A 23,790-nucleotide genomic window follows, 5' to 3' on the forward strand; every position below is an offset into this window, starting at 1 on the left:
GATAGTTCTTATTGAATACCAAGTTTTATCTTTTTTAACGACTTTAAATGTCCTTTCATCGACATAAAATATCTCCTTAGAATGGTAAATAATTACTGTAAAACAGAAGAAACAGTTTTATCATAACCAAATAAAGAGGCTATTCTCGTTAGCAAGAAGATGTTACACTGCGAGAAATGATAGAGTGGTCTGCTTCACTGAAGAAAAGACCCCTAAGAGCAAAAAAGGGAAGGTTATTGTGTTAAAACAAAAAGCATCAGAAATAAAAAGCAATATAGAACAAATCCTTTTTGCTCATACCGATAAAGAAGATATCGCCTGTTACGAGAACACGGAACTCCAAAAAGCAGCAACCACCGCTGTTAACGCCTTCAATCTCCATCAAGCGGGAAAAAGTACCATCTGTTTTGAACAAAATTTGACCCGCAACAACAAACCTATAACCGTTATCACGCTTGTCAACGATAACAAGCCTTTCCTTCTTGATTCTATTTTAAATATCTTTAACCAGCACAAAAATCATATTTATTTGATTGCGCATCCCATCCTTGATTGTTCCTCCGGACAACGCATTAGCTTGATGCAAATTCACATCGAACCATTAAACGAACAACAAATAAAAAAGCTCAAAGGTGAAATCGCCTTAGTCCTTGAACAGGTCAATGTTGCTGTACAAGACTGGAAACCTATGCTTAAAGAAATCGAAAAGCATATCCACGCCTATCAAACAAATCTTCCCGCACACTACAAACAAGAAGGCGAAAAAGCTGTTGAATTTTTTAACTGGTTGATGGATAATAATTTCATCTTCCTTGGCATGCGCACTTATAACTTCACCAAAAACCAAGAGCCTACCAAAGCCTTTACAACCAGCGACATTGAATTGGGTATTCTCACCGATGCCTCTATTCGCATTATTGGCGATGCACGCGTGAAAGAACCTCCCCAAGAAATTTTATCCTTTATGGAAAGCGATAACCTACTGATTGTGACGAAAGCCAATAGCCGTTCAAAAATTCATCGTCCTGTTTGGCTCGATTATATTGGTCTTAAAATCTTTGATAAAGAAGGCAAGCTGTGTGGAGAATTACGCATTGTAGGATTGTTTACTTCCTCAGCTTATACGCGCTCTATCTCACAAATCCCATTCTTAAAAGAAAAAGCCAAAACCATTATTCAACGTCTTGGATACAATCGCGCTGACTATTCTGGAAAAGCACTCGTCAGTGTTTTAGAAACATACCCTAGAGATGAAATGTTTCGCTCTGACGTTGATACATTGACAGAAAATGCCAAACTTATCATGCAATTAGATGAACGTCCACGTCTACGGGTACTCGCTCATATTGATTCTTTTGGACGCTTTGTTTCTATCCTTGTTTATGTACCTCGTGACCAATATAGCAGCAATATCCGCGAAAAAATTGGTGAGCATTTTGTCGAACTCTACAAAGGTGATTTTTTTGAGTCCTATCCGTTATTTTTAGAAAGCACACTCATCCGCGTTCATTATATCATCCATCGCAAAGGGAGTGATGGCGCTCCTGTTGTTGAGCGCACCACGTTGGAACAAAATGTTCGTTCCATAGTACAAAGTTGGGAAGACAGTATCCAAACCATAGCTCTTAACTGCAAAGCAACAGACCAACAAATGCGTTTGGCTGGCCAATTTCCCAATAGCTATCGCGACTTATTCTCAGCGAAAGATGCAATTGAAGATGCAGGCCATATTCTAAGTCTTAATGATAAAAAAACTCTTTTCGTTACTTTTTATCACACACACAACAAAGAAAAACGAAACATTTCTCTCCGTCTCTTTCACCATCATGAAGCACTAGCCCTTTCCAAGCGCGTACCACTGCTTGAAAATATGGGATTTCGGGTCATTGCTGAGCAAACTCTTGAATTACCAGATGGCAACGGACACTCTGTATATCTTCATGACATGCAACTAGAAAGTGCCTTCCAACTCTGTATTGATTTCGACAAAAATGGTCAAAAGCATGCCGAAACATTTGAAGCAATTTGGTCCCAAGATGCTGATAATGATGCCTTTAATGCCTTAACTCAAACAGCTGAACTTAATTGGCGTGAAATTGTTATTTTACGCCACTATGGACGCTATCTCCAACAAACTGGAATTCCATATTCACAAGAACGCGTTGCCCAAACTTTAAACGCCTATCCTGATATTACCCAAGATCTTTATGCTTTGTTTCATTTGAAATTTCATCAAAGCCATACAGAAAAAGAACGGAGAAAAAATCAACAGATCATTCAAAGACGCATTGAAGAAAAATTGCAGAAAGTATCAAGTTTAGATGATGATCTCATCTTACGGCGTTATCGTAATCTTATTGATGCGAGTTTACGAACCAATGCCTTTACTCCTCTAATCAATGGTAGCCCGCGACGTATTTTAGCAACCAAGTTAGATCCACGCCAAATTGAAGGTTTACCCGAACCGCGCCCTTATCGAGAAATTTTTGTTTATGGACCAGAAGTTGAAGGGGTTCATTTGCGCTTTGGTCCTATTGCACGTGGTGGAATCCGTTGGTCTGACCGCGCATTGGATTATCGCACTGAAGTGCTTAGCTTAGTTAAGGCCCAACAGGTTAAAAACGCGGTTATCGTCCCTGTCGGCGCAAAAGGTGGATTTTATCCTCATCGCCTTCCCCAAACCAATGACCGTGCCGTAATCATAGAAGCCGCACGACAAGCCTATATTGACTTTATCACAGCTTTACTTTCCATTACTGATAATCTGATCAACGATAAAATAAGTGCTCCGCATAACATCATCTGCCATGATGACCCTGACCCTTATTTTGTTGTTGCAGCAGACAAAGGCACAGCAACCTTTTCTGATACAGCAAACAGCATCAGCCAAGAAAACCACTTTTGGCTTGATGATGCTTTTGCCTCTGGAGGATCAGCAGGCTATGACCACAAAGCCATTGGAATTACCGCCAAAGGTGCATGGGAAGCAGTCAAAAGACACTTTCGAGAATCTTTCAATCACGATATTCAAACAACCCCTTTCACCTGTATCGGTGTTGGTGATATGTCTGGTGACGTCTTTGGTAATGGAATGCTTCTTTCCAAACAAACAAAACTTATTGCCGCCTTTGACCACCGTGATATCTTTATCGACCCAAACCCAAACATAGCTGAAAGCTATGCAGAACGTATGCGCCTCTTTCAACTCCCTCGTTCAAGTTGGCAGGATTACGACCAAACAAAATTATCAAAGGGTGGTGGTATCTTCTCACGTACAATGAAAACCATTACGCTTTCACCTGAAGCGGCACAAGCCATTGGTTTTGAAAAACAAACAGGAACACCCTTTGAAATTATCTCTGCACTTCTCAAAGCACCTGTTGATCTTTTATGGTTTGGCGGCATTGGAACTTATATCCGTTCCACCAAAGAAACCGATGCTCAAGTAGGAGACCGTGCTAATGATGCACTTCGCATTACTGGTGAAAAAGTTCGTGCAAAAGTTATTGGTGAAGGAGCTAATCTTGGTGTTACGCAACGTGGTCGGATTGAATATGTCTTAAACGGTGGGCGCTGTAATACGGACGCTATTGATAACTCCGCAGGAGTGAATTGTTCTGATGTTGAGGTCAATATCAAAATTGTTCTAGCATCAGCTCTTCGTGTAAAAACACTGACCCGTGAAGCACGCAATAAACTCTTGAAAGAAATGACTCCACAAGTTGAGCGTTTAGTTTTGCGCAACAATTATTTACAAACCCTTGCTCTTTCATTGGCTGAAAGCCAAAGTATTGCGGATTTGCCTTATCAAATCCGCTTTATGCATGATTTGGAACAGAAGAAACTTCTAGATCGCAGAGTTGAAATTCTCCCTGATGAACAAATTTTGCGGCAAAGAATAACAAAAGGCCAAGGACTCATACGTCCAGAACTCGCTGTTATTTTAGCATATGCTAAATTAACCCTAAAAGAAGAAATTGCCCATAGCACTATTATTGATGAGCGTTATTTTGATGAAATTTTGTTGCACTATTTTCCAACTCAAATTCAGACAAGCTTTGGGAAAGACATCATTAACCACCAATTGCGTCGTAATATCATTGCAACCCTCATTGCCAATGATATTGTGAATCGTGGGGGTCCTACTTTTGTTAGTCGACTACAAGATGCGACTGAACAAAAGGTTGAAAATATCATTCGTGTTTTCATCGCATTGTGTGATGGTTTTGAAATACCTCAATTGTCTGATCAAATTGATAATCTTGATAATAAAATACCAGGTCTTGTCCAAAACAAATTTTACGCAGCCATTATGCCAATGCTTTTTGAAACAACAAATTGGGGTTTGCGTAATATGGATCTCTCGATTCCATTAGAAGAACTTGTGAAAACAATAAAGCAAGCCCGTACTGTTATCGAAGAACTGCTGTCATATTCCAATGATAACGATATCAATCAAAAAATTAAAGAAAAAACAATACATTATAGCGAAGAAGGCGCACCAAAAATTTTAGCAAAACAATTAGCTCTCTTAGAGGCTGCTCCAATAATTTGTGACATTTCTTTAATTGCAAAACAAAGCAACAGCGACCTTATTAAAACCGCAGAGATCTATTTCTCACTCGCGCAAATCATTCGTATAAATCGCATTAATGAAGCAAGCCGAACAATTCCTGTACTTGATTATTATGATAGTATGGCCTTAAGCCAAGCTAAAGAAAATATTGCTGAAAGTTTACGCAAAATTGTTCTGAAAATCCTGAAAAACTACGGAGCAAAAGAGGATCCCTTTGCAACTTGGAGTAAAACAAAAGAAGATCAAATTCATAATGTAACAAGCCGCATTGGTGCTCTCATTGAAAATGATCTCAATATTTCTCGCTTTACCTTCGCAGCAGGTATGATTGCACAACTTTAAAACAGACCTTTCAGATTTAAAGCAGTGCAAAATGGCTAAGTAAAAAACTCCGTTTTTCCTACCCATGAGTAATCAGCGAAGGAAGAGCGGTGAAGCCATCTGTATTTTTAAGCATAGTGCCTAAAACAAAAAAATCTCACTACCTTTCCAGAAGAGTTGATTGCACAACTCCAAAATACATCTTAGACTTAAAGCGGTGCGAGACGGCCAAGTTTTAAAAAACCTAATTTTGCCCATCCATTGGTAACCCGCAATGGCAGAGTGGGGTAGCCATCTAGACTTTTAGGCATAGCACCCAAAACAAAAAATAAAGCTTGCAGATTATTAGCCTGCTCAGGAAACAAGCGTTGCATAGTGGTAAGAAGCTCCATATACTTCACAAAGACAAGATCAAATTTTGCTGTCAAATACCCTTCATCATCAAAGGAAAAAGGTCCACTGACACGCAATACGCCACCTGTATGAAAAATCAATTCACCACGCTTTAAAACACCACTTTTCCCATACAAACGCTTTCTCCAATTGCTTTTTCCATTTTCAAACAAATGAGACACATCATTGAAAATCCACTTTAAATTGCCATCAATTTTTGGAATATCAATAAAGTAAGGTGCAAAAAACATGGAAGAATCAAAATCATCGAAAGTAAGATGTCCTGATAAGTGATTTTTTTCGTGTTTAAGATCAAGTCGCAAAAACTCTGCCGTTATTTTTTGGGGCACGTTCTCTTGATCTAACGAAGGTACAATTACACCCAGAGCATCTTTCAAAGATGCTTGATTTTCAACATTTTCTTGTATTGCTTCTTTGTTTTTCGTTTGTGATTCAAATTTTTCCAGAAACTTCTGGTCTTCAAGGGATGAAGCAACAGTGGAAACCTCAAGCCCTTCAGCTATCAGTTTAAATGTCTTACCAGTTTTCCAATAGAGTTCTGTTTCAATCACCAGATTACGCCAGTGCGACATGATAGGTGTTTTTTCAGAAAAAACAATTGATGCAGGAGAACGAATATTAAATTCTACAAAATGGGGTGCATAAATTGGTGCACTAATTGTTAAATGCCCCGTTGACAAAGAAAGTCCGTGCAATGGCCAAGTAAACTGGAATTGATCACAAGCAACACCGATACGTAACGGATAACCATTCTTGCTAAGATGCTCGCATACAACTGTCATATCACGGGCAGATGCCTTTACGAATAAATCAGAAACACGGTCCTCTACTTTACGTGAAAAAAAAACCAGAGTGAACTATAAACGAGTATCATAACAAGAAAAAATAACCCCCAAATAAGATAGCGCACAGAGAGGTTTTTCCACAGGGATGTCAATTGAGCAAATATAGACAAAATGAAAACTTTCCTTATTTCATGATGATGATTAAAATTCTTGACTCTCACGCGTGTATGACGGGCACACAAAAAATCTGTCGTAATGCATTTTCAAACCATTGACTTAAAGCCTGATCATAAATTAAACGACCTTTCAAATGTGCAGAAGCTGGCTGAGCACCTTTTTCAGTCAATTTGTGTGCTGAACGAATCATCAAACGTCGCATCATAGCACGTGTGAATTCGGCATGAAATTGCAAACCCCATGCATTGTCTCCATAACGAAAAGCTTGTGTAGGATATGTATGACCTGTTGCCAAAAGCATAGCCTCTTTAGGTAAGTCATAAATCCCTTCATCATGAAAATGGTAGACCATTTCTGGCCAATTCATCAATTCCTTGCCTTGCGAAGTTGCTTCCAAAGGGTACCAGCCAACTTCAACAATCCCATCGCTTCTTGTACCAACACGCCCCCCTAGATTTCGCGCTAACATTTGTGCTCCAAGACAAATGCCTAAAAAAGGCTTATTCTCTTCCAATGACAGAGAAATCCAATTAATTTCTTCACCGATATAGGCTTCATTGTCATTCACACTCATCGGCCCCCCTAAAATAACAACGCCAGCATAATGCTTTAATGTATGGGGAAGCTTCTGCCCCAAAATAGGACGATAAATATCAAGAACAAAACCATTTTGTTGCAAAAATTTTCCCAAACGACCAGTATATGTAGATCGGCGATGAACAACGACTGCTATTCTTGGTTTGCTGTTTTTTTGCTTTTTACCACGACAGCTTTGTATTAAAAACATTTGTAACCAATCATCCCTACAATCAAGCTAAATCTAATTTTTTAAAAACAAGAATAATTTCGATCAACACTCTTCACTATAGTTCTTCTTTTTAAAATAACCGAAATTTCTTTTTCGATAAAGACGCATCATCCTCTTCTGTTTTAATCCCTGGATCATCAACATTTAAGTGTGTTTGGCTTAGTAGCTCAGCATCTTTTTTCTTTATATCTTGTTCCTCTATTTGAACATGATGCAAAAAGCCATCTCCTAAAGATGATACCTCTTCAAGCAACTTATCTTCAACAAAAGCAGTTTTTTCTACGATACCTTTTTTATCTTCTTTATCCTCTTTTTTCAGTGCAATACTGTCAACCTCTAATGTGAGAGGAGGCATACTGGGAGGCGCTTTCCATTCGAAACATCCCAAACGTCCACTTATTGGAGAAACCACTGACCAAGAAGAAAAGATGGCCCCATCACACATCCATACGGGATCACGTTCAGCACGCAATGCCAAAGAAAGCCATTGCCGCACCGCCCCTTGATTATTTCCTTCTGCTTCTTCAATATCTGCTAGCAACAAATAAACACTTTCCCGTGGATGATACCGGAGTGCTTTTTGTGCCTGTTCTCTTGCTAACTTCCTTTCACCAGCATCTAGCGCAGCTTTAGCAATTAGGAACGCCGATTCAAATGTGTCTTTATTATAAGAAGCCAGTGTTTTAGCTTTTTTTAACCGCCCAACGGCTCCCTCTTCTCTTTCAAGATAAAGTGCTCCCAAATCAGGATGGGGATCTTTCTGCCAAGCAGCAATAATCATTTTATCAGCTTTGCGTGTTTCATTTAGTTTATAAAGAATATCAGCAGCAATAACCGTTATAGGCACAAAATCATGTGCTAATTTATGTGCTTTCAAAATAGCTGCACGCGCATCGGAAGGATGTGTGTTAAACAGATTAAGTGCCTGTCCACTTAACAGCAAAGCCTGTATGTGATTACGCTCGACAGTCGAACGATTAGAACGAGGCAGAGCTTTTTGTGCCCGCTCAAAAATATCAAGTGCTTTATCCCATTTACCCTCAGCACTCAACTGATCAAGCACTGCTTGATTAGCCCACAAAAGTGCTGGTGACAAAGCTAATGCTTCTTCTGCATATTGTTGCGCTGCTTCATAAGCATTTGTTTTCATAGCTTCACGAAACAAGCCATAAAGTCCAGCCAATTTTGTCGGTTCTTCCTTTCTCATCTTCTCATAAAGATCAATGGCGCGAACAGTATCATTTTGCAAAGACAAAGTTTGAGCTTGTAAAAGTCTAACCAATGGCTCCTGATAACTTGGAAGATATTTTACAACACGTGCCACCATTTTTTGCGCGGCAACACCATCACCAGCAAAAACAGCAAGAATGCCTTTTGAAAGAGCTTCATAACCCCGCTTTTTATTGCGTTTATGAAAATAATTGGAGAAAGCCCTAGGGATGGAAAAAAGGATAGACAAAAGCCACCACAGAAGCACTAAAACTCCAAGAAACAAAATGAGCGCGCTTAAGAGTGTCAACAATGAAACGGAAAACCGAAACTGCAAAAACGTTATGACAAAAACATCATTGTGATTAGCAACCCATCCAAAAATTAGACCAAACACACATACAACAAAAGTATAAATCAAAACACGTATCATCTTGAGCCTATTTACATCTTTGTTGCTTTAACAGATCCTTGTTGCGCAGACAGCAACAACTTTTGGAGCAGCTGATGAACAGCAATGTATCTTTCAAGCTGATGAACAAAGTCTTCCGAAACATCTTTTGCATTTTGAGGCAATGTTTGCCATTCACTCAAAGCCTTATCGTAATCACCCGTTTGAATAGCAATTTCCATCCGCGCCACAATTGCTCCCAGCGTTGTTCCTTCAACATTTCCGATCGGCCGTGATACAACCAAACCTTTTATCCATGCCCAAATTTTTTCAAAAAAACTGGCATCTGACGCAACACTATTTTGCGTACTAACGATAGCATCCGCAACACGCGCAAAATCAGCTGAAAGTTGAGCCGAACGTGGAAAACCTGTTGTAGCTGTTTTTTGTAACAGATCAAGTCCCTCAATCGAAGGCGATAATTGCTGTAATATTCTCAATTCATTTATATAAGATCCGCCACGATCTATGGCATTTTTTAGCGAACTGATTGCAATAAACAATGCAGTATTTATTTTTTCTTTCTCATTATTTTTAGCAACAATTTCTTCCTGCATATTCTCTAACTGTTGCTTTAAAGCAGTAAGATTATTTGCATTACTCTCTCCAACAGACAAAGCTGTTTTTATATCTTTTGATACGCTTACTAAGTTTAACACATACTCTTCAAGACCACTTACTTTTTCTTCTAAAGCTGCAACGGCTTTTCTACTTTCTTCTTGTGAAATTTCCTCACCTTGAAAGGTGCCAAGTTTTTGTGATGAAAAAGAAGAAAACTCTGCTTTCAGTGCATCAATTTCTTGAAGTACACGCCCCAATTGCCGCATTGTTTCTTCACTTTGACTTTTTGCCATTTCCGCAATCTGTAAAGCTTTTTCTCCACCAACACGATTATCCACCGAAAAAGAAGGAAGAAGACCCGCCCACTGTAGCGCCATCGCAAAACCCAAAACAATGAGACCACCAATAATTCCTGAGATTGGCAAAAAAAACCAAGATACACCAGACGGACGCTTATTCTGCGTATTTTGCTCACTCTGTTTTTCTATCGCGTTCAATTCTACAGAGTTTTGTACTTTTTGCTCTGAATCATGGCTCACACCTTCATGTTCAATCACGGATTTCTTACGACTAACACGAGTGTAATGCGATTTAATTTTAGGTTTTGAAGAATCTGCCATCTTAGCCACTTTTTTCGTACTTTTTTAAAGAATATAATAACAAAATGAAAAAAGCTTTAAAAATTAAGCATTTCTCAAAAAACATATTTCATTTTACACTCTTTCTATCAAGAGTATTTCTTCGTCAAAACTCTCTACAATCTATCCCTATTAATCCCTATAGAGACACCTACAGAGATATACTTTTATAAACAACATTTTTAAAAACACACTATCATTTTATGCTGAAAAATATACCTTAATTTCTGATCAACAAAGCAATTAGAGCAAAGAAAAAGCTAAAATTATTTTTCTCACCGAGAGATCAATTTTAAGAGAAGTTCTTTGCTTCTTTGCCTGTCTGTGGTACCCACCCATGAAAGAAGCTTAAACATAAGGTTTTGTCTAAAATGCGCCTGTTAGGAATAGAAACAAGTTGCGATGAAACTGCCGCTGCTGTTATTGAACACAACAATGAAAGAAACAGTAGAATTCTTTCCAATATTGTTTGGAGCCAAATTGACCATCATGCGCCTTACGGCGGTGTTGTTCCTGAAATTGCTGCCCGTGCCCATGTTGAAATTCTTGATGATTTAATTTTAAAAGCACTGACAAAAGCAAACACACAACTGAAAGACATTGATGCCATTGCAGCCACAAGTGGTCCTGGTTTGATAGGAGGGCTTTTAGTAGGCGTTATGACTGCAAAAGCACTTTCTCTTGCCACTGGAAAACCTTTTATTGCCGTAAATCATCTGGAAGGGCATGCTTTAACAGCCGTTCTAACGCATAATATCCATTTTCCTTATTTATTGCTTTTGGTATCAGGTGGTCATACACAAACAATCCTTGTTCATGGCATAGGCAATTACCAACGTTTAGGAACCACTATTGATGATGCCTTGGGAGAAGCTTTTGATAAAACAGCAAAACTCTTAGGCCTTCCTTATCCTGGCGGCCCAGCTCTTGAAAAAGCAGCTTTATTGGGTGATAAAAATCGTATTCCTCTTCCACGACCTTTAAAAGGTGAAAAACGGTTAGATTTTTCTTTTTCCGGTCTCAAAACTGCCGTTCGACAAGCCGCAACAGCCATGGCACCTCTTACAGAAAGCGATGTCTCTGACATTGCGGCAAGCTTTCAAGCAGCCGTTACCGACACAGTTTGTGATCGTGTTAACTTAGCTCTACAACACTTTATCCACCAATATCCTCTCTCACATTATCAAGGATGTCGTCCACCTGCTTTAGTTGTCGCAGGCGGAGTAGCTGCTAACCAAGCCATTCGATCTACGTTGCAAGAACTTGCTCATCAACACGGTTTTGAATTTATAGCTCCCCCTCTTTCTTTGTGCACAGACAATGCTGCAATGATTGCTTTTGCTGGAGCTGAGCGGCTTGCTCGAGGAGAAACAAGTTCTCTTGACATTGCTCCTCGTTCGCGCTGGCCATTAGATGAAAAAGCCATTCCTTTAATCGGAACAGGACGTCGTGGGACAAAAGCATAGAAATAGATTGGTGTTTATATCATTCACGAAGCACAATATAAACCATCATCATTAATGTTTCACCTGTTACCATGATCATTATAGTATTTAAGCTTTTAGGAACCAATTTTCCCGTTTCATTTTTTAAACGCAACGCAATCATTTCAACTCAATGCAATCATATTGACTAGCCCTTCTAGACTAAACCCAAAAAAATAACTAAACTTCCATATGCTGAGCTGATTAACTTTAAGTCTATTTTTCGCTCCACGCGCACATTTTTTCTCCTGCAAGGGAGTAAAAAGCACAGTATCTCTATACATCATACGAAAAAATATAGCTTATTTTTCTGCCACAATTTGATTCTCCTTAAAAAGGAACCAAATTGGTAATGCGTACTCTTTACCCCATTTTAAAAATCATGCTTTATGGTGTTATATAGATGTTTATAAAAAGGAGAGCATATGGCTTATTGGCTTTTTAAATCTGAACCCCATAAATGGTCATGGGACATGCAAAAGCAAAAAGGTGTTGATGGTGAACAATGGGATGGTGTACGCAATTATCAAGCTCGTAACAATATGCGCGCCATGAAATATGGTGATAAAGGTTTTTTTTATCATTCAAATACAGGATTAGAAATCGTAGGCATTGTAGAGATCTGTGCTGAAGCACATCCTGATTCTACCACCTTTGATCCACGTTGGGAATGTGTAGATATCCGTGCACTCTGTGATATGCCAACACCTGTTTCATTAAAACAGATTAAAGCAAATCCAAAACTGAAAAATATGGTGCTAGTCAATGCCTCTCGCTTATCAGTACAACCTGTGACAGAAGATGAATGGAAAGAAGTCTGTTTGATGGGCAATCTTAAAACAATAAATTGATTTACAATGATAATTTATGGTTTTGCAACTTGAATGATAACCTCCCAATAGAATAAGGTCTCTTGTTCCCAACCCATCTTATGATCAATCAATAACTATCGCTTGCTTTCCGCTACAAGTAGAATTGATACGTAAATGACCATTTAGATCAAAGATCTCACTATATTTTTCATGAACTATCTCAATGCAAGAACAGTGTAGGCAGCGTTAAAAACCAGCAAATAGAATGATGACACCAGCTTATACATTGTATAAGTAAAGATGATTGTACTCAATAAATTTTCCATTACACTCTTCGCGAACACCGTCATGAAATGGAATTAGAGGAAACGAGAATTGTTTTTTAAGAGAGAACTACTTTCACCTTAAAACAATAATTTTTGTCCGTCGGTTAATGTGTGGCAAGAGACGCTCCATATCTACTGACGAGGGAGCGCGATGCATCCTTCTGCCAGATTATATTCTCGCATTAAATACATAAAAATGGCACTCCCTCTTGCCCTTTTTCATTCTGTACTATCTTAGTCCAACACCAAAACGATAGCATAAAGACTATCTTCACGATGTATCTTTTCAGAACTACGGAAGTAAGGAAGGCGTACTAAACGATTATAATTAGCACCACCACACGCATCACACCAACCATTGTGCACTCAAATACAGTGAAAAGGCAAAACAAAATGAAGAAATAATAGAGATTACCATGAAATCCTCCCCAAAATGCATATATGCCAAAAGCATCGCACTATAACTTTCATGATTAAAAGCAAAAATACTGAAATGCCTTAGATCACAAGAAACGATTCTACCCTGTGCATAAAAAACTTGCGTACAATTACCCACTTGTCAGCATACAACCATAAAAGCAACAAAAGTTTATTTTTTATGGGATTTCTTTTTTTAATTCTCCTTGCATGAAACTCCATTTTCGTGAAACTACTTTCAGTTAGTCAGGACATCAACATACCTTATAAGGAAAAAAAATGACCAGATACACGCTTTTAATCGTTGAAAACGATGATGACCTGCGTCCCATTTTGGTAGAACAATTGCAAATGCATAAAGAGTTTAAAGTTTTCCTAGCGAAAACAGCTGAAGCAGGAATCGCAATGGCCAAAGAGAAAAACGTTGATCTAGCCATTTTTGGTATTGAACTCCCTGATCTTGATGGCCTTCAAGCTGTTAAAAAATTACGCACCCAAGGATTTCGTGCTCCCATTATCATGATCACAAATCATGATACAAATTGCGATACCATTTTAGATCTTGAAACAGGTGCCAATGATTATGTCAAAAAACCCTTTCGTTTTGCTGTATTGTTAGCGCGAATCCGCGCCCAATTGCGCCAATACGAACAAAATGAAGACGCGTTTTTTTTAATTGGTCCCTATACTTTTCAACCTAAACAAAGACTTCTCATTGATCAACACGACAACAAAATGCACCTCACAGAAAAAGAGGCAGCAATTCTTAAGTACCTTTATTCTACAAATAATAAAACCGTAAGCCGTGAAACACTGTTAGAACAAATTTGGGGTTACAACGCAAATGTTGTCACTCATACCTTAGAAACTCATATCTATCGTTTGCGGCAAAAAATCGAAAAGGATCCTTCCAACGCACAAATTCTTGTTACCGATCAAAATGGATATCGCCTTAATTTTTAAATTTTATCCAAAGTTACCGCTTCAAAAACGATTTTGATGCTCTTAATTTTTTCTGAAATATAATAAGATAAACAGATATAATATATCGATTTATAAATGTAACTTATCGTTTCACAACTTGAATGAGAGTCCCAAATAAAATAGGGTTTCTCATTGCAAATTCGCCTTATGATGAATAAACCAAAACTCTTTTTTTGCGTATCACAAATGGGATTAGCATATCGATAAAAACCATTTGAGACTAGGCTCGATATACTTCTCATGAACTATCTCAATGTAAGAACAATTGCGACATTAATCTAGCAAAGAGGATGAGAGTACCTGCTTGTACCTTGCATAAGTGAAAATGATAACGCAAAATGGATTTTGCGTTATATCCTTCACGAACATTGTCGTGAGATAGGCTCAAAAACAAGGTGGGAAGAATTCTCATAGGCTTGAGGAGATAATGCAGGAATAAAAATACGCCGTGATTGACGGCGCTGTACAGGCAAACCTTGATAAATACATTTCTGCGCCTGACACATTAAAAGTCCACCAAAATAAGGCAAAAGATAGCGCCAAAATGGCTCATAAAAAAATGAGAATAACCGAGAAGCATATCCTGAAGAAGGCATATAATGTACAATTTCTTGCGCTGGTCCAGAAATAAAATTTGTTTTTTCAAACAAACGAGCAATTTGTTGCCGACTATAAGGTTCACCATAACCAAAGGGAGTGCAAGCATTGCGTGCCCAAAAGCCAGGGCGATGAGGAACAATAACAATCAAGCTGCCATTAGGAGCCAAAACACGCCATATTTCATTCAGCGTTTCGAATGCATTTTCTGTATATTCAAGTGCATGTACCAATAAAATACAATCCATAGAAGCATCAGGAAGCGGTAGATCTTCTTCAAAAACAAGTGCTGTAGCAACCTTATCAGCACAGGGCCAAGGTAAAGCACCCTGAGCAGCTGGCATAAAAGCAAAACACTGTTGTGCACGCATACACAACGCAGAAAGGTAAGGAACTGCATACCCTAAACCCATAACTCGTTTATCAGCAAGATCTGGCCACCATAAATTTAATTGCTCACACAACGTCCCCTGCACACGCAGTCCAAGTGCAGAATCGTAAAAATCTCTTAATGTGACTATATCCAACTCAACATACCGTGTAGAAAAAACTTCAAACCTAACAGGCTTCATATATCCCACTTATATGGACTTCTGCCTTTTCTCCGCAATGGCAAAAACTTTAATATTTCATATTTTGAATTCCAAATAACAAAAAACTGTACAGAACATTTTTTATGATTACTTCACGACAAGCGTTTTAATCACGCCCTTTATTTTTGAACTTCACACTCTAAAAAATTTCCAATGCGCTCTTTTTGACATCCGTTAAAAGAAGAAATGATTAATTAAAACGAAGCAACCTTTCAAGATAGTTTTTTTCTACTTCTGGAATATGCTCCTTACCAAGGCGTTTGCGAATTTCGTCTAAAATCTGTCGCGCACGCATTTGATCACTTTCTTGCGGTATTGCTGCACCTTCTTGCCCTTCTTGATCTGTTTTTGAAGAAAGTGAACGCCCTAGTGGATCTTCAGGACTACGAACAGCATTTTGACGGCCACCAGTTTCTTTAAGCATTTCGCGCATTTTTTCTAAAACATTTTGTGCGCCTTGCCTCAAAGATTCTAAAGCATCTGACTGATTTTGTATGGATGTTTGATGATTTCCCTGATCAAGAGCATCTTCTGCAGAATTCATTTTCTCTTCTGCTTTTTTGAATGCGTCACTCGATCCAAACCCTTGTGCTGATAATTCCTTTTCTAATATTGACAATTCAGACTGCAAATCGGCCTGACGTTTTTTTAAAGATTTTCTTTGTTTTTCTGGTACATTTTCTCCACGTTTTTGTTGTTTTTCTAATTGGTGTGTTTCATTGAGAATTTCTTGCTGACGGCGTATCAAGTCTCCAAGATTATCCATTTTTTCTTTCATTTGTGCGGATTGGCTCTGATCCTGCTCCCCACCATGACTGCCTTTTTGAACTTGCAAATGATCAAGAGTTTGCTCAAGTTCAGCCAACAGCTGTTCCGCTGCTAAAGAGGAGCCCATCTTAGCCATTTCCTCAATTAAATTCAGTTTTTTCTGCAATGTATCTTCTGAAAGATTAGGACGGCTAAGATTACTCTTATGTGGATTGCTCTTATCTTGTGCACTTTCAGCTAAAGCATGAATATAATCATCCATAGCTTGACGTAAATCTGCCATAAGCCGCTCAATTTCTGCAGCTGGAGCGCCGTAACGAAGTGCATCACGCAAAGCAGCCTGTGCTTGTTTTAGATTTTTCTCGACGGACTCAAGCTGATTACCTTCAATTCCTAAAGCAATCTGCCATAAATAATCGACAACTGCGCGCAAATCATCTTCCGTTTCTGCCATAGAAAGCCTTGTCCATGCACTCTGGAGAACAAGAAAATGTGTAAAATTCTGTAGCCCCTCTTTTGGACGCACAAGCAAAGCAGAAAGCATATCAAGCACACGCTCTCGCGCTAAAGAATTAAGGGCCAACATACGACGCAACTCACTCACTGCACGCGCAACAGGATTCGAAAAGACGCGCTGTGGTAGTGTCATAACAAAAGTTTTACTCCGCCCTTTCTGCCCCGCACCATCTTCTGCCACCAAAGTAATTTTGACGTCCGAACCAGCCCATGGATGAGCTGATACATCTTGTACCGTCCGCATTTTGCCCCTTCCACCCCGTGGTATAAGAAGCATTATTTCAGGTGCCTTATAAAGAGAAGCAGCAGCTTTAGGCTGATTTAAAAAAGGTTCTATTTCAACAAAAGCCTTTGTCACTCCATAATCATCATCCAGCTCATACTGTAGCTCTAATGAACCAGTCAAAATCCGCCCTGGTTTTTCCAGCCAACGAATTGTTGGGTGTCGATCTTTAATCATTTGCAAATGCCATTGCTGTTTCTTATGACGCGATGACACTACTAAATCTATTGAACATTCTAAGCGTGTTTCAAAATGAACGATTGGATCATTTAGAGCCACCTTTTCGCTTTTCTTGGCAAACGAAATTTCTTGTGCATCCTCTTCAGAGTTCGCTTTTACTGTAATGCCGGCACCATTTACAACACGTACAACCACATCACTCCCTTCAGGAACTGCAAGCCGTGTTTTCTCACCTTTTGTTAAATAAAGAGGTGCAACACCGGTATAAGCAGGGGGTGTTACCCAAGCATCAATCCGCATCGATGTCTCATCGATCATAGGACGTAAATCGAACGCATCTGTCAAACGCCCCCCTAGCGAGCCAAAAGAAAAACCAAAAGCACACACAAAAAGGAGAACACATAAAGTTCTCAGAGCCAAAGGATCGTAAGCTGCACTATTAGGATAGGCAAATCCGGTTTTTAAATGGTATAATTGTTTTGCCATGCGACGTTGATGTTCACGCCAAACAAGTGCACTAAAATCTTCGTCATTTTCGATACATAAACGATCTGTTTGTACGCTTAAAGGTTGATTTTTAAGGCCGTTTACTCTTTCAAGGCGTTGATTAACTTCTCTAGTTGTGGGAAACCGAAAATAAATAAGAAAAAATAAACTCCCCGCAGCAGAAAAAAGCATAAGCCCAAGTAAGAGCAAATGTGGCCAATAACCTAGAATTCCAAAAATACCCAACCAACTAAGGGAACAAAAGAGACTGAGAATCAAAAAAAACGGCAATAACCGTAGCCATATCCGCTCAAATGAGAGGATAAACCACATAAAAATGCGCACACACAAAAGCTTTATTCTTGCAAAACTTTTGATGTTTTCATTTATTATAGACAAGCACTTGTCCCCTTTTACAACGGTGAATTGAGACCCTGATTTTCTCTTCACCCTAAAGGATTAAGATTCTTAACCACCACCAATCTGTAATCAGATTGGTTTTTCTTGAGATAAGCTCCACTTGCTGATCAGCTATGTGATTCACCTCATAGTCCTTATGGGTAAGTTCTACCCTGAATATCCCATTTGACTTTATACTTTTACACTTGGTTGATACAAAAGAAAACTGAAATCAGGTAGAAATGACATTGTATTTTTAATATGCATAAATATACCTTCTATCAGCATATTGAAATAAAGTATTCTATAACAGTATAAGGAAGTTCTACAAAAAACAATTTCCAGAAAATAAATTGTTTCATCATAGTTTAGTAAAAATAAGACCAAAAATATTTAACAATGCTCAATTCTATTCAGGCTTAATCCAATCTGGAATATGATCGCAGTCTATCAATTGCGCATAATCAAGACGTGGACGAATAATCGCAAAACGTGTATCCTGAACAAGAACTTCTGGCACCAAAAGCCGGCTATTATAGGTGCTTGCCATTACCGCACCATAGGCTCCCGCTCCTGTTATTGCCAAAGCATCACCTGTTTTCAACACCGGTAAAGAGCGTTCCAAACCTAAATAATCACCAGTCTCACAAACAGGACCAACAATATCAGCACTAATCATCAGGGCATCTCCTGATGTTTTTTTCACTGGTATCACATTTTGCCACGCATCATAAAGCGTCGGACGCATAAAATCATTCATTGCCGCATCAACAATAACAAAATTCCGCCCTCCCGCATGTTTTAAATACACAACCGATGTCATCAAAACACCAGCTTCACCAACAATACTACGCCCAGGCTCTAAGATAATATTGATCCCTAAAGGCGCAATATGTTTCTTTACCAACGCTGCATACTCAAAAGGAGAGGGTACTGGATATTGCTCATGACCGTAAGAAATACCGAGCCCGCCTCCAATATCAACATGGGTTATCGCATAACCGTTATTCCATAATTGACGCACAAAATCTGCAGCAATAATAAATGCATCTTCAAACGGCTTTAAATCACAAATTTGACTACCAATATGGAGATCAACACCACACACATGAAGACCGGGCAATTGGGCTGCTTTTTTATAGGCATCACCCGCCAACGATAGCGGAATACCAAATTTATTCTCGGATTTTCCTGTTGTAATTTTCTTGTGAGTCTTAGCATCAACATCAGGATTAATGCGCAAAGAAATACGAGCTGTTTTTGAAAGCGCAACAGCCCGTGCCGATAATTGTTCAAGTTCTGGCTCTGATTCAACGTTAAAACAATAAATATCCTTTGCAAGAGCAAAATCTATTTCTCTCACTGTTTTACCAACACCAGAATAAATAATACGCTGCGCAGGAATACCAACAGCAAGTACGCGCCGTAATTCCCCTTCTGAGACCACATCAGCTCCCGCACCATTGTTTGCTAAAAGTTGTAACACCGCTTGGTTAGAATTCGCTTTAACCGCATAAGCAATCAAACTTGGCATCTCTTGAAATGCATTTTGATAGTCTTTAAAACGTGCAAGGATTGCGCTAGCTGAATAACAGTAAAAAGGTGTTCCAATTTCCTGCACAAGTTCCAAAAGCGAAAGACTTTCAGCGTGGAGCACACCCTGATGATAAGAAAAAAAACGCATAAAAATCCCTATTGTATTAACCGATCAAGAATAAAAGGTTCATCTGTTTTACCTTGAGGAACAAATGTTCCTTGTGAAGAATTCACCAATGCCGGAGGAGACAATTCTAATGTCCCCTTACGCCCACATCCAACCATAATAACGCTCCCCAAAAGGACAATTGTTAAACTCTTTAAAATGATCTTCATACGCCCTTTTCTTTCCTACTAATATCTCTTCTTTATTCTTGCGTTTAAAATAAAATCACTCAGGCGGTTATAAGACGTTTTTTCCAATAAGCAATTTGGTGGAGCACTTCTGAAGGCGCAGTTCCCCCAAAACTTTTGCGGCTTTTGACTGATTTTTCAACCGTCAAAACATCAAAAAGTGCTGCATTGATATCTGGACATATCGTTTGAAGCTCAACCAATGATAACTCATTCAAACCGCATCGTTTTTTTTCTGCTAATGCCACAGCACGCCCTGTAATATGGTGTGCTTCACGAAAAGGAAGCCCTAATTCACGCACAAGCCAATCGGCAAAATCGGTCGCGGTTGCATAGCCAGAATCAGCGGCTTGTTTCATAGCTTCTTTATTGACTTGCAAATCACTAATAATCCCTGTCATTGCTGCCAGCGATAATTCTAAACTCAAAGCTCCATCAAACACATATTCCTTGTCTTCTTGCATATCCTTAGAATAGGCAAGGGGCAATCCTTTCATCACCGTTAACAAACCCATCAATGCGCCATTCAGTCGTCCTACTTTAGCACGCACAAGTTCCGCAGCATCAGGATTTCTCTTTTGTGGCATAATAGATGAACCAGTTGAAAAAGCATCCGATAAACGAATAAAGTGAAATTGTGCACTTGACCAAAGAACAATTTCTTCCGCTAAACGCGAAAGATGCACTGCACAAAGAGCACCTGCGCTCAAAAATTCCAACGCAAAATCACGATCCGAAACACTATCAATCGAATTGCGTGTCGGCTCACGAAAACCTAGTGCTTTTGCCGTCATAAAACGATCAATTGGAAAGCTTGTACCAGCTAAAGCTGCAGCACCTAAAGGTGATTCATTCATACGCTCAATCGCATCACGCATCCGGGATAAATCTCGACCAAACATTTCAACATAGGCCATCATATGATGGCCAAATGTTACGGGTTGTGCCGATTGCAAATGCGTAAAGCCTGGCATAAAGGTATCAAAGTGTTGTTCTGCTCGAATAAGCAATTGCTCTATCAATTCTTTTAAAGCCTGCGCTATTTTCTGCGTTGCTTCACGCACCCACAAACGAAAATCAACAGCAACTTGATCATTGCGTGAACGAGCCGTATGCAAACGTCCTGCTACAGAACCAATCAATTCTCTCAACCGCGCTTCAATATTCATATGAATATCTTCAAGCTTTCGTGAAAAAATAAATGTGCCCTCTTCAATTTCTTTACGAATAAGCTTTAAACCATAAACAATTTTTTCATAATCCGATTGTGAAATGATCTTTGTTTGCGCTAACATTGCCACATGAGAAAGCGAACCTTCAATATCTTGCCGATAAAGTTTCTGATCAAAATCAATTGAGGTATTAATTTCTTCCATGATTGCAGCAGATCCTGCGGTAAACCGGCCACCCCACATTTGGTTCTTTAGTTTCTCATCTGCCATACCCTAAAAACACCTATTAAAAGGACAAAAATTATGTTTCTTCAAATCTTTATCAGCCGAAAAAATAGCAATAAAAAGAGCTTATTCTTCTTCACATCTTTTATCATTGCCTTGAGTTTATACGCAACAATAAACCATAACAACAAGAGAGAGTCTTTCTTTTTCAATTTCATTTCAGCAGCAAACGCACGAGAAACAAATACCGACAAAACACAAGTGGAAAAAATGATGGCAATCCGAAAAGCAGCAAAAGGCTTTTTTACCCATATGCGATTCGCTGATATTCCCTATGACATGAAGCAACTTTCTTTTAAAGATATTCAAGAAAAAGACCGTAAACTCGCTGAATTTACTGGAAAACCAATGCTTATAAATCTGTGGGCCATGTGGTGCAAACCATGCCGTGCAGAAATGCCAGAACTGGCGCAATTAAAACGTGAAATGGGTGGAAAAAACTTCGATGTCATGGCTATAAATATTGATAAAACTGCTTCTCCTGAAAAAATTCAGCAATTTTTACATGATGCTCATGCTGATAACTTATTTTACTACCGCGATGAAACAATGAATATTTTCAACAGCCTCAGAAAACAAGGGATCGCTTTAGGACTGCCCATCACATTTCTGATTGATAAAAATGGTCATCTCATTGCTTCATTCAATGGTGCAGCACCATGGGCCAATGATGATGCCAAAGCTTTTATAAAAACTGTCATAAAAGAAGCACAATAACTTAATAACCGCATCTTTTTAAACATTGTATATCTAAATCCAGTGCTGATAAAAAAGCAAAACAATCTTCGCGGCAAAAAGGGCGAGGGTCAGCTGTTACTTTGCCCTGTCCTCGCAAATCTTCCATCAAATTGCACATCGCTAAAACGTGACCGACTGAACTTGCATCAAAAATACGCCCCGTTGGCGAAAGACAAACCCCACCCGCACGCACAACCCGTGCTGCTAAAGGGATATCACTGGTAATAACGATACTAGCCTCATGCACATGCTCTACAATCCAATTATCTACACAATCAAAATTTTCAGCAACAATCACTCTTTCAAGAAGCTCTTCATCTGAGAGAAACAAAAAATGGTTTGCCATGACAAATGTTTTAAGTTGATAACGACTCATAACACGATAAATTTCAGGCTTTACAGAACGCGCATCAACCAACAAAGTGATAGCAAGTTTTGTTTATATATTCGCACCTTAATTTTGCTTCAACAACACATTCTCTCATTCATCTGAATGTTGCAAATGATTGCGATAAAACATTATCGCTGCGTTTATTTCGCCTCCCAAAATAAAAATTGCGCTTAAGATGTAAAGAAAAATAATGGCAACCATAATAGATGCTAACCCCGCATAGGTAGAAATATAATCAAACATTGTTAAATATTGCGCAAAAGCAATGGAAGCCATAAACCACACCGACATTGTCACCACAATTCCTGGTAAAATATCTGCAAATTTTCGTCGCTCTGCTGGTAGCCATTTATGAACAACTAAAAGACTTACAAATAAAACAACTGCTGCGATTATGTAGCGCCATAGGCGAATGATAGCAATATATTCGGTAATGAAAAAAGAATGATGTTGTGTAATTTTTATTAGCAAAGGTGTCAAAACCAGCAAAAAGCTGATTACAACAAGACCAATAGCTCCAATGACCACAAAAAACAAACTTTGAAAACGACAAAACAATAAACTACGCCGATCAACAACACGATAAGCGTTATTTAAGGCCGTACGCAAAGCTTCTATTCCATTAGAGGCAAAATAGGCTGCTCCAATGACAGAAATGGTCAACACTCCCCCTCGCTGAATGGTTAAAACGTTGATAATTTCCTTAGATAAAGGCTCTGCAATGACATCTGGCAATAACTGCACAAGCGCTTTAATTTTTTGCGGCGTATACGTAAAAGCACCAACAAAACTAGCAAGAGATGTCCCAAAAATAAAAAAAGGGAAAAACGCTAAAAGTCCTGACAGCGCGACATGACTCGCAAAAGCACTTCCATTATCGCGCCAATAATGGCTTACTGCATCAACAAGAATACGATAGCTATACCAAAAGATATTTCTCAACAAATCTTAATACTTTCTGGTAACACTCTTCCTTAGTTTATCGAAGCTTTATAAAAACCATCAAGACTCTAAAAGCAAATATTTTTATATAAAGGGTAATGATCAACACGGTCAAGCCCAACTCTGTACCAAGATTGAAAAGAATGAATCAACAAATTGTGCTCATCAAGAGCCAAAGACGATGAAGATCTTTACCTATTAACCGTCGATATTGTTGATAAAATAGGATACACGCGCCTACATAAACTGACACAAGGCGACCTACAATTTTTATTGCAAGCTTAGATATACACCAAATGATTTTTTTGATCTCAGATTACGCCAACCACGACCGGCGAGCAATCTAAGCACAAATGCACCACACAAGACTACCCAGAAACAACCCTTACATGAAAACAAGAAAGCAATGCATTACACAAATATCTACAACTGCTTATTTTTTTAGTCTCTCCTATAAGAGATACGAGCTCTTTTGTACGTTATATACCATATAGAGCTACAAATGATAATCTTGTACCCATTAAAACTTTTAAACCGTAGTCATCTATATCCGGACAACTGCCTATCTTCTTCATAGCAATCCACGA

The 23,790-nt window shown here is 38.8% G+C and carries 17 protein-coding genes; 5 read left to right on the forward strand and 12 right to left on the reverse strand.

All coding sequences use genetic code 11. The features are described 5' to 3' along the window. Nucleotides 1-238 precede the first annotated feature (238 nt). The gene (locus V4P57_RS08095) at nt 239-4,918 is read left to right on the forward strand and encodes an NAD-glutamate dehydrogenase (RefSeq protein WP_455466019.1); all 4,680 of its coding nucleotides are present in this window, start codon (nt 239-241) and stop codon (nt 4,916-4,918) included. 188 nt (nt 4,919-5,106) lie between these two features. Here the strand turns inward: V4P57_RS08095 and V4P57_RS08100 are convergent, their stop codons facing one another. From V4P57_RS08100 to V4P57_RS08115, 4 genes are all read right to left on the reverse strand, one after another. Beyond that, on the reverse strand, nt 5,107-6,093 hold the full coding sequence (locus tag V4P57_RS08100; RefSeq protein WP_455466020.1) for a DUF2125 domain-containing protein: 987 nt from the start codon (nt 6,091-6,093) through the stop codon (nt 5,107-5,109). Nucleotides 6,094-6,313: 220 nt separating this feature from the next. After that, nucleotides 6,314-7,060, reverse strand: coding sequence for a glutamine amidotransferase (locus V4P57_RS08105; RefSeq protein WP_455466021.1), 747 nt, complete (start codon nt 7,058-7,060; stop codon nt 6,314-6,316). A gap of 91 nt (nt 7,061-7,151) precedes the next feature. Continuing rightward, nucleotides 7,152-8,723, reverse strand: a complete 1,572-nt coding sequence (locus tag V4P57_RS08110; protein ID WP_455466022.1) for a heme biosynthesis HemY N-terminal domain-containing protein — start codon at nt 8,721-8,723, stop codon at nt 7,152-7,154. An 11-nt stretch (nt 8,724-8,734) separates the two neighbouring features. Continuing rightward, on the reverse strand, nt 8,735-9,922 hold the full coding sequence (locus V4P57_RS08115; protein ID WP_455466023.1) for a COG4223 family protein: 1,188 nt from the start codon (nt 9,920-9,922) through the stop codon (nt 8,735-8,737). Between the two features lie 389 nt (nt 9,923-10,311). Here V4P57_RS08115 and tsaD point away from each other — a divergent pair, with 389 nt between their 5' ends. After that, nucleotides 10,312-11,406 (forward strand): tRNA (adenosine(37)-N6)-threonylcarbamoyltransferase complex transferase subunit TsaD, encoded by a 1,095-nt coding sequence (tsaD, locus tag V4P57_RS08120; protein WP_455466024.1) that lies wholly within the window; start codon nt 10,312-10,314, stop codon nt 11,404-11,406. 19 nt (nt 11,407-11,425) lie between these two features. Here the strand turns inward: tsaD and V4P57_RS08125 are convergent, their stop codons facing one another. Continuing rightward, nucleotides 11,426-11,548, reverse strand: coding sequence for a hypothetical protein (locus V4P57_RS08125; RefSeq protein WP_455466025.1), 123 nt, complete (start codon nt 11,546-11,548; stop codon nt 11,426-11,428). A 301-nt stretch (nt 11,549-11,849) separates the two neighbouring features. On the opposite strand from V4P57_RS08125, the gene V4P57_RS08130 reads away from it, so the two are divergent. Both V4P57_RS08130 and V4P57_RS08135 read left to right on the forward strand, forming a co-directional pair. Continuing rightward, nucleotides 11,850-12,275, forward strand: a complete 426-nt coding sequence (locus tag V4P57_RS08130) for an EVE domain-containing protein (protein WP_455466026.1) — start codon at nt 11,850-11,852, stop codon at nt 12,273-12,275. A gap of 983 nt (nt 12,276-13,258) precedes the next feature. After that, the gene (locus V4P57_RS08135; RefSeq protein ID WP_455466027.1) at nt 13,259-13,942 is read left to right on the forward strand and encodes a response regulator transcription factor; all 684 of its coding nucleotides are present in this window, start codon (nt 13,259-13,261) and stop codon (nt 13,940-13,942) included. Between the two features lie 380 nt (nt 13,943-14,322). Here V4P57_RS08135 and V4P57_RS08140 read toward each other — a convergent pair whose 3' ends face one another. The 5 genes from V4P57_RS08140 to argH form a co-directional block, all read right to left on the reverse strand. Beyond that, nucleotides 14,323-15,132, reverse strand: coding sequence for a class I SAM-dependent methyltransferase (locus V4P57_RS08140; protein ID WP_455466028.1), 810 nt, complete (start codon nt 15,130-15,132; stop codon nt 14,323-14,325). A 211-nt stretch (nt 15,133-15,343) separates the two neighbouring features. Then, nucleotides 15,344-17,779: a TIGR02302 family protein gene (locus V4P57_RS08145; RefSeq protein ID WP_455466989.1), complete on the reverse strand. Its 2,436-nt coding sequence runs from the start codon at nt 17,777-17,779 to the stop codon at nt 15,344-15,346. A 415-nt stretch (nt 17,780-18,194) separates the two neighbouring features. Continuing rightward, the gene (gene lysA / locus V4P57_RS08150; protein ID WP_455466029.1) at nt 18,195-19,469 is read right to left on the reverse strand and encodes a diaminopimelate decarboxylase; all 1,275 of its coding nucleotides are present in this window, start codon (nt 19,467-19,469) and stop codon (nt 18,195-18,197) included. 8 nt (nt 19,470-19,477) lie between these two features. Further along, nucleotides 19,478-19,657, reverse strand: a complete 180-nt coding sequence (locus V4P57_RS08155; RefSeq protein ID WP_455466030.1) for a hypothetical protein — start codon at nt 19,655-19,657, stop codon at nt 19,478-19,480. A 59-nt stretch (nt 19,658-19,716) separates the two neighbouring features. Further along, nucleotides 19,717-21,117 (reverse strand): argininosuccinate lyase, encoded by a 1,401-nt coding sequence (gene argH / locus V4P57_RS08160; RefSeq protein WP_455466031.1) that lies wholly within the window; start codon nt 21,115-21,117, stop codon nt 19,717-19,719. Between the two features lie 33 nt (nt 21,118-21,150). Here argH and V4P57_RS08165 point away from each other — a divergent pair, with 33 nt between their 5' ends. Then, nucleotides 21,151-21,849: a TlpA disulfide reductase family protein gene (locus tag V4P57_RS08165; RefSeq protein ID WP_455466032.1), complete on the forward strand. Its 699-nt coding sequence runs from the start codon at nt 21,151-21,153 to the stop codon at nt 21,847-21,849. Between the two features lies 1 nt (nt 21,850). On the opposite strand, the gene V4P57_RS08170 is transcribed toward V4P57_RS08165, so the two are convergent. Further along, nucleotides 21,851-22,291 carry a YaiI/YqxD family protein gene (locus tag V4P57_RS08170; RefSeq protein WP_455466033.1) on the reverse strand — a complete coding sequence of 147 codons (441 nt, stop codon included), beginning with the start codon at nt 22,289-22,291 and terminating at the stop codon, nt 21,851-21,853. Nucleotides 22,292-22,351: 60 nt separating this feature from the next. After that, nucleotides 22,352-23,206: a YihY/virulence factor BrkB family protein gene (locus V4P57_RS08175; protein WP_455466034.1), complete on the reverse strand. Its 855-nt coding sequence runs from the start codon at nt 23,204-23,206 to the stop codon at nt 22,352-22,354. Nucleotides 23,207-23,790 lie beyond the last annotated feature (584 nt).

The organism is Bartonella sp. B39 (assembly GCF_053795145.1).

Excerpts from the sequence above, each read along its gene's own strand:
- V4P57_RS08165 (WP_455466032.1), top strand. The coding sequence starts at position 21,151 with ATGTTTCTTCAAATCTTTATCAGCCGAAAAAATAGCAATAAAAAGAGC.
- lysA (WP_455466029.1), bottom strand. The coding sequence starts at position 19,469 with ATGCGTTTTTTTTCTTATCATCAGGGTGTGCTCCACGCTGAAAGTCTT.
- V4P57_RS08130 (WP_455466026.1), top strand. The coding sequence starts at position 11,850 with ATGGCTTATTGGCTTTTTAAATCTGAACCCCATAAATGGTCATGGGAC.
- V4P57_RS08100 (WP_455466020.1), bottom strand. The coding sequence starts at position 6,093 with ATGACAGTTGTATGCGAGCATCTTAGCAAGAATGGTTATCCGTTACGT.
- V4P57_RS08125 (WP_455466025.1), bottom strand. The coding sequence starts at position 11,548 with ATGATTGCGTTGCGTTTAAAAAATGAAACGGGAAAATTGGTTCCTAAA.
- V4P57_RS08105 (WP_455466021.1), bottom strand. The coding sequence starts at position 7,060 with ATGTTTTTAATACAAAGCTGTCGTGGTAAAAAGCAAAAAAACAGCAAA.
- V4P57_RS08155 (WP_455466030.1), bottom strand. The coding sequence starts at position 19,657 with ATGAAGATCATTTTAAAGAGTTTAACAATTGTCCTTTTGGGGAGCGTT.
- V4P57_RS08115 (WP_455466023.1), bottom strand. The coding sequence starts at position 9,922 with ATGGCAGATTCTTCAAAACCTAAAATTAAATCGCATTACACTCGTGTT.
- V4P57_RS08135 (WP_455466027.1), top strand. The coding sequence starts at position 13,259 with ATGACCAGATACACGCTTTTAATCGTTGAAAACGATGATGACCTGCGT.
- V4P57_RS08140 (WP_455466028.1), bottom strand. The coding sequence starts at position 15,132 with ATGAAGCCTGTTAGGTTTGAAGTTTTTTCTACACGGTATGTTGAGTTG.
- V4P57_RS08110 (WP_455466022.1), bottom strand. The coding sequence starts at position 8,723 with ATGATACGTGTTTTGATTTATACTTTTGTTGTATGTGTGTTTGGTCTA.
- tsaD (WP_455466024.1), top strand. The coding sequence starts at position 10,312 with ATGCGCCTGTTAGGAATAGAAACAAGTTGCGATGAAACTGCCGCTGCT.
- argH (WP_455466031.1), bottom strand. The coding sequence starts at position 21,117 with ATGGCAGATGAGAAACTAAAGAACCAAATGTGGGGTGGCCGGTTTACC.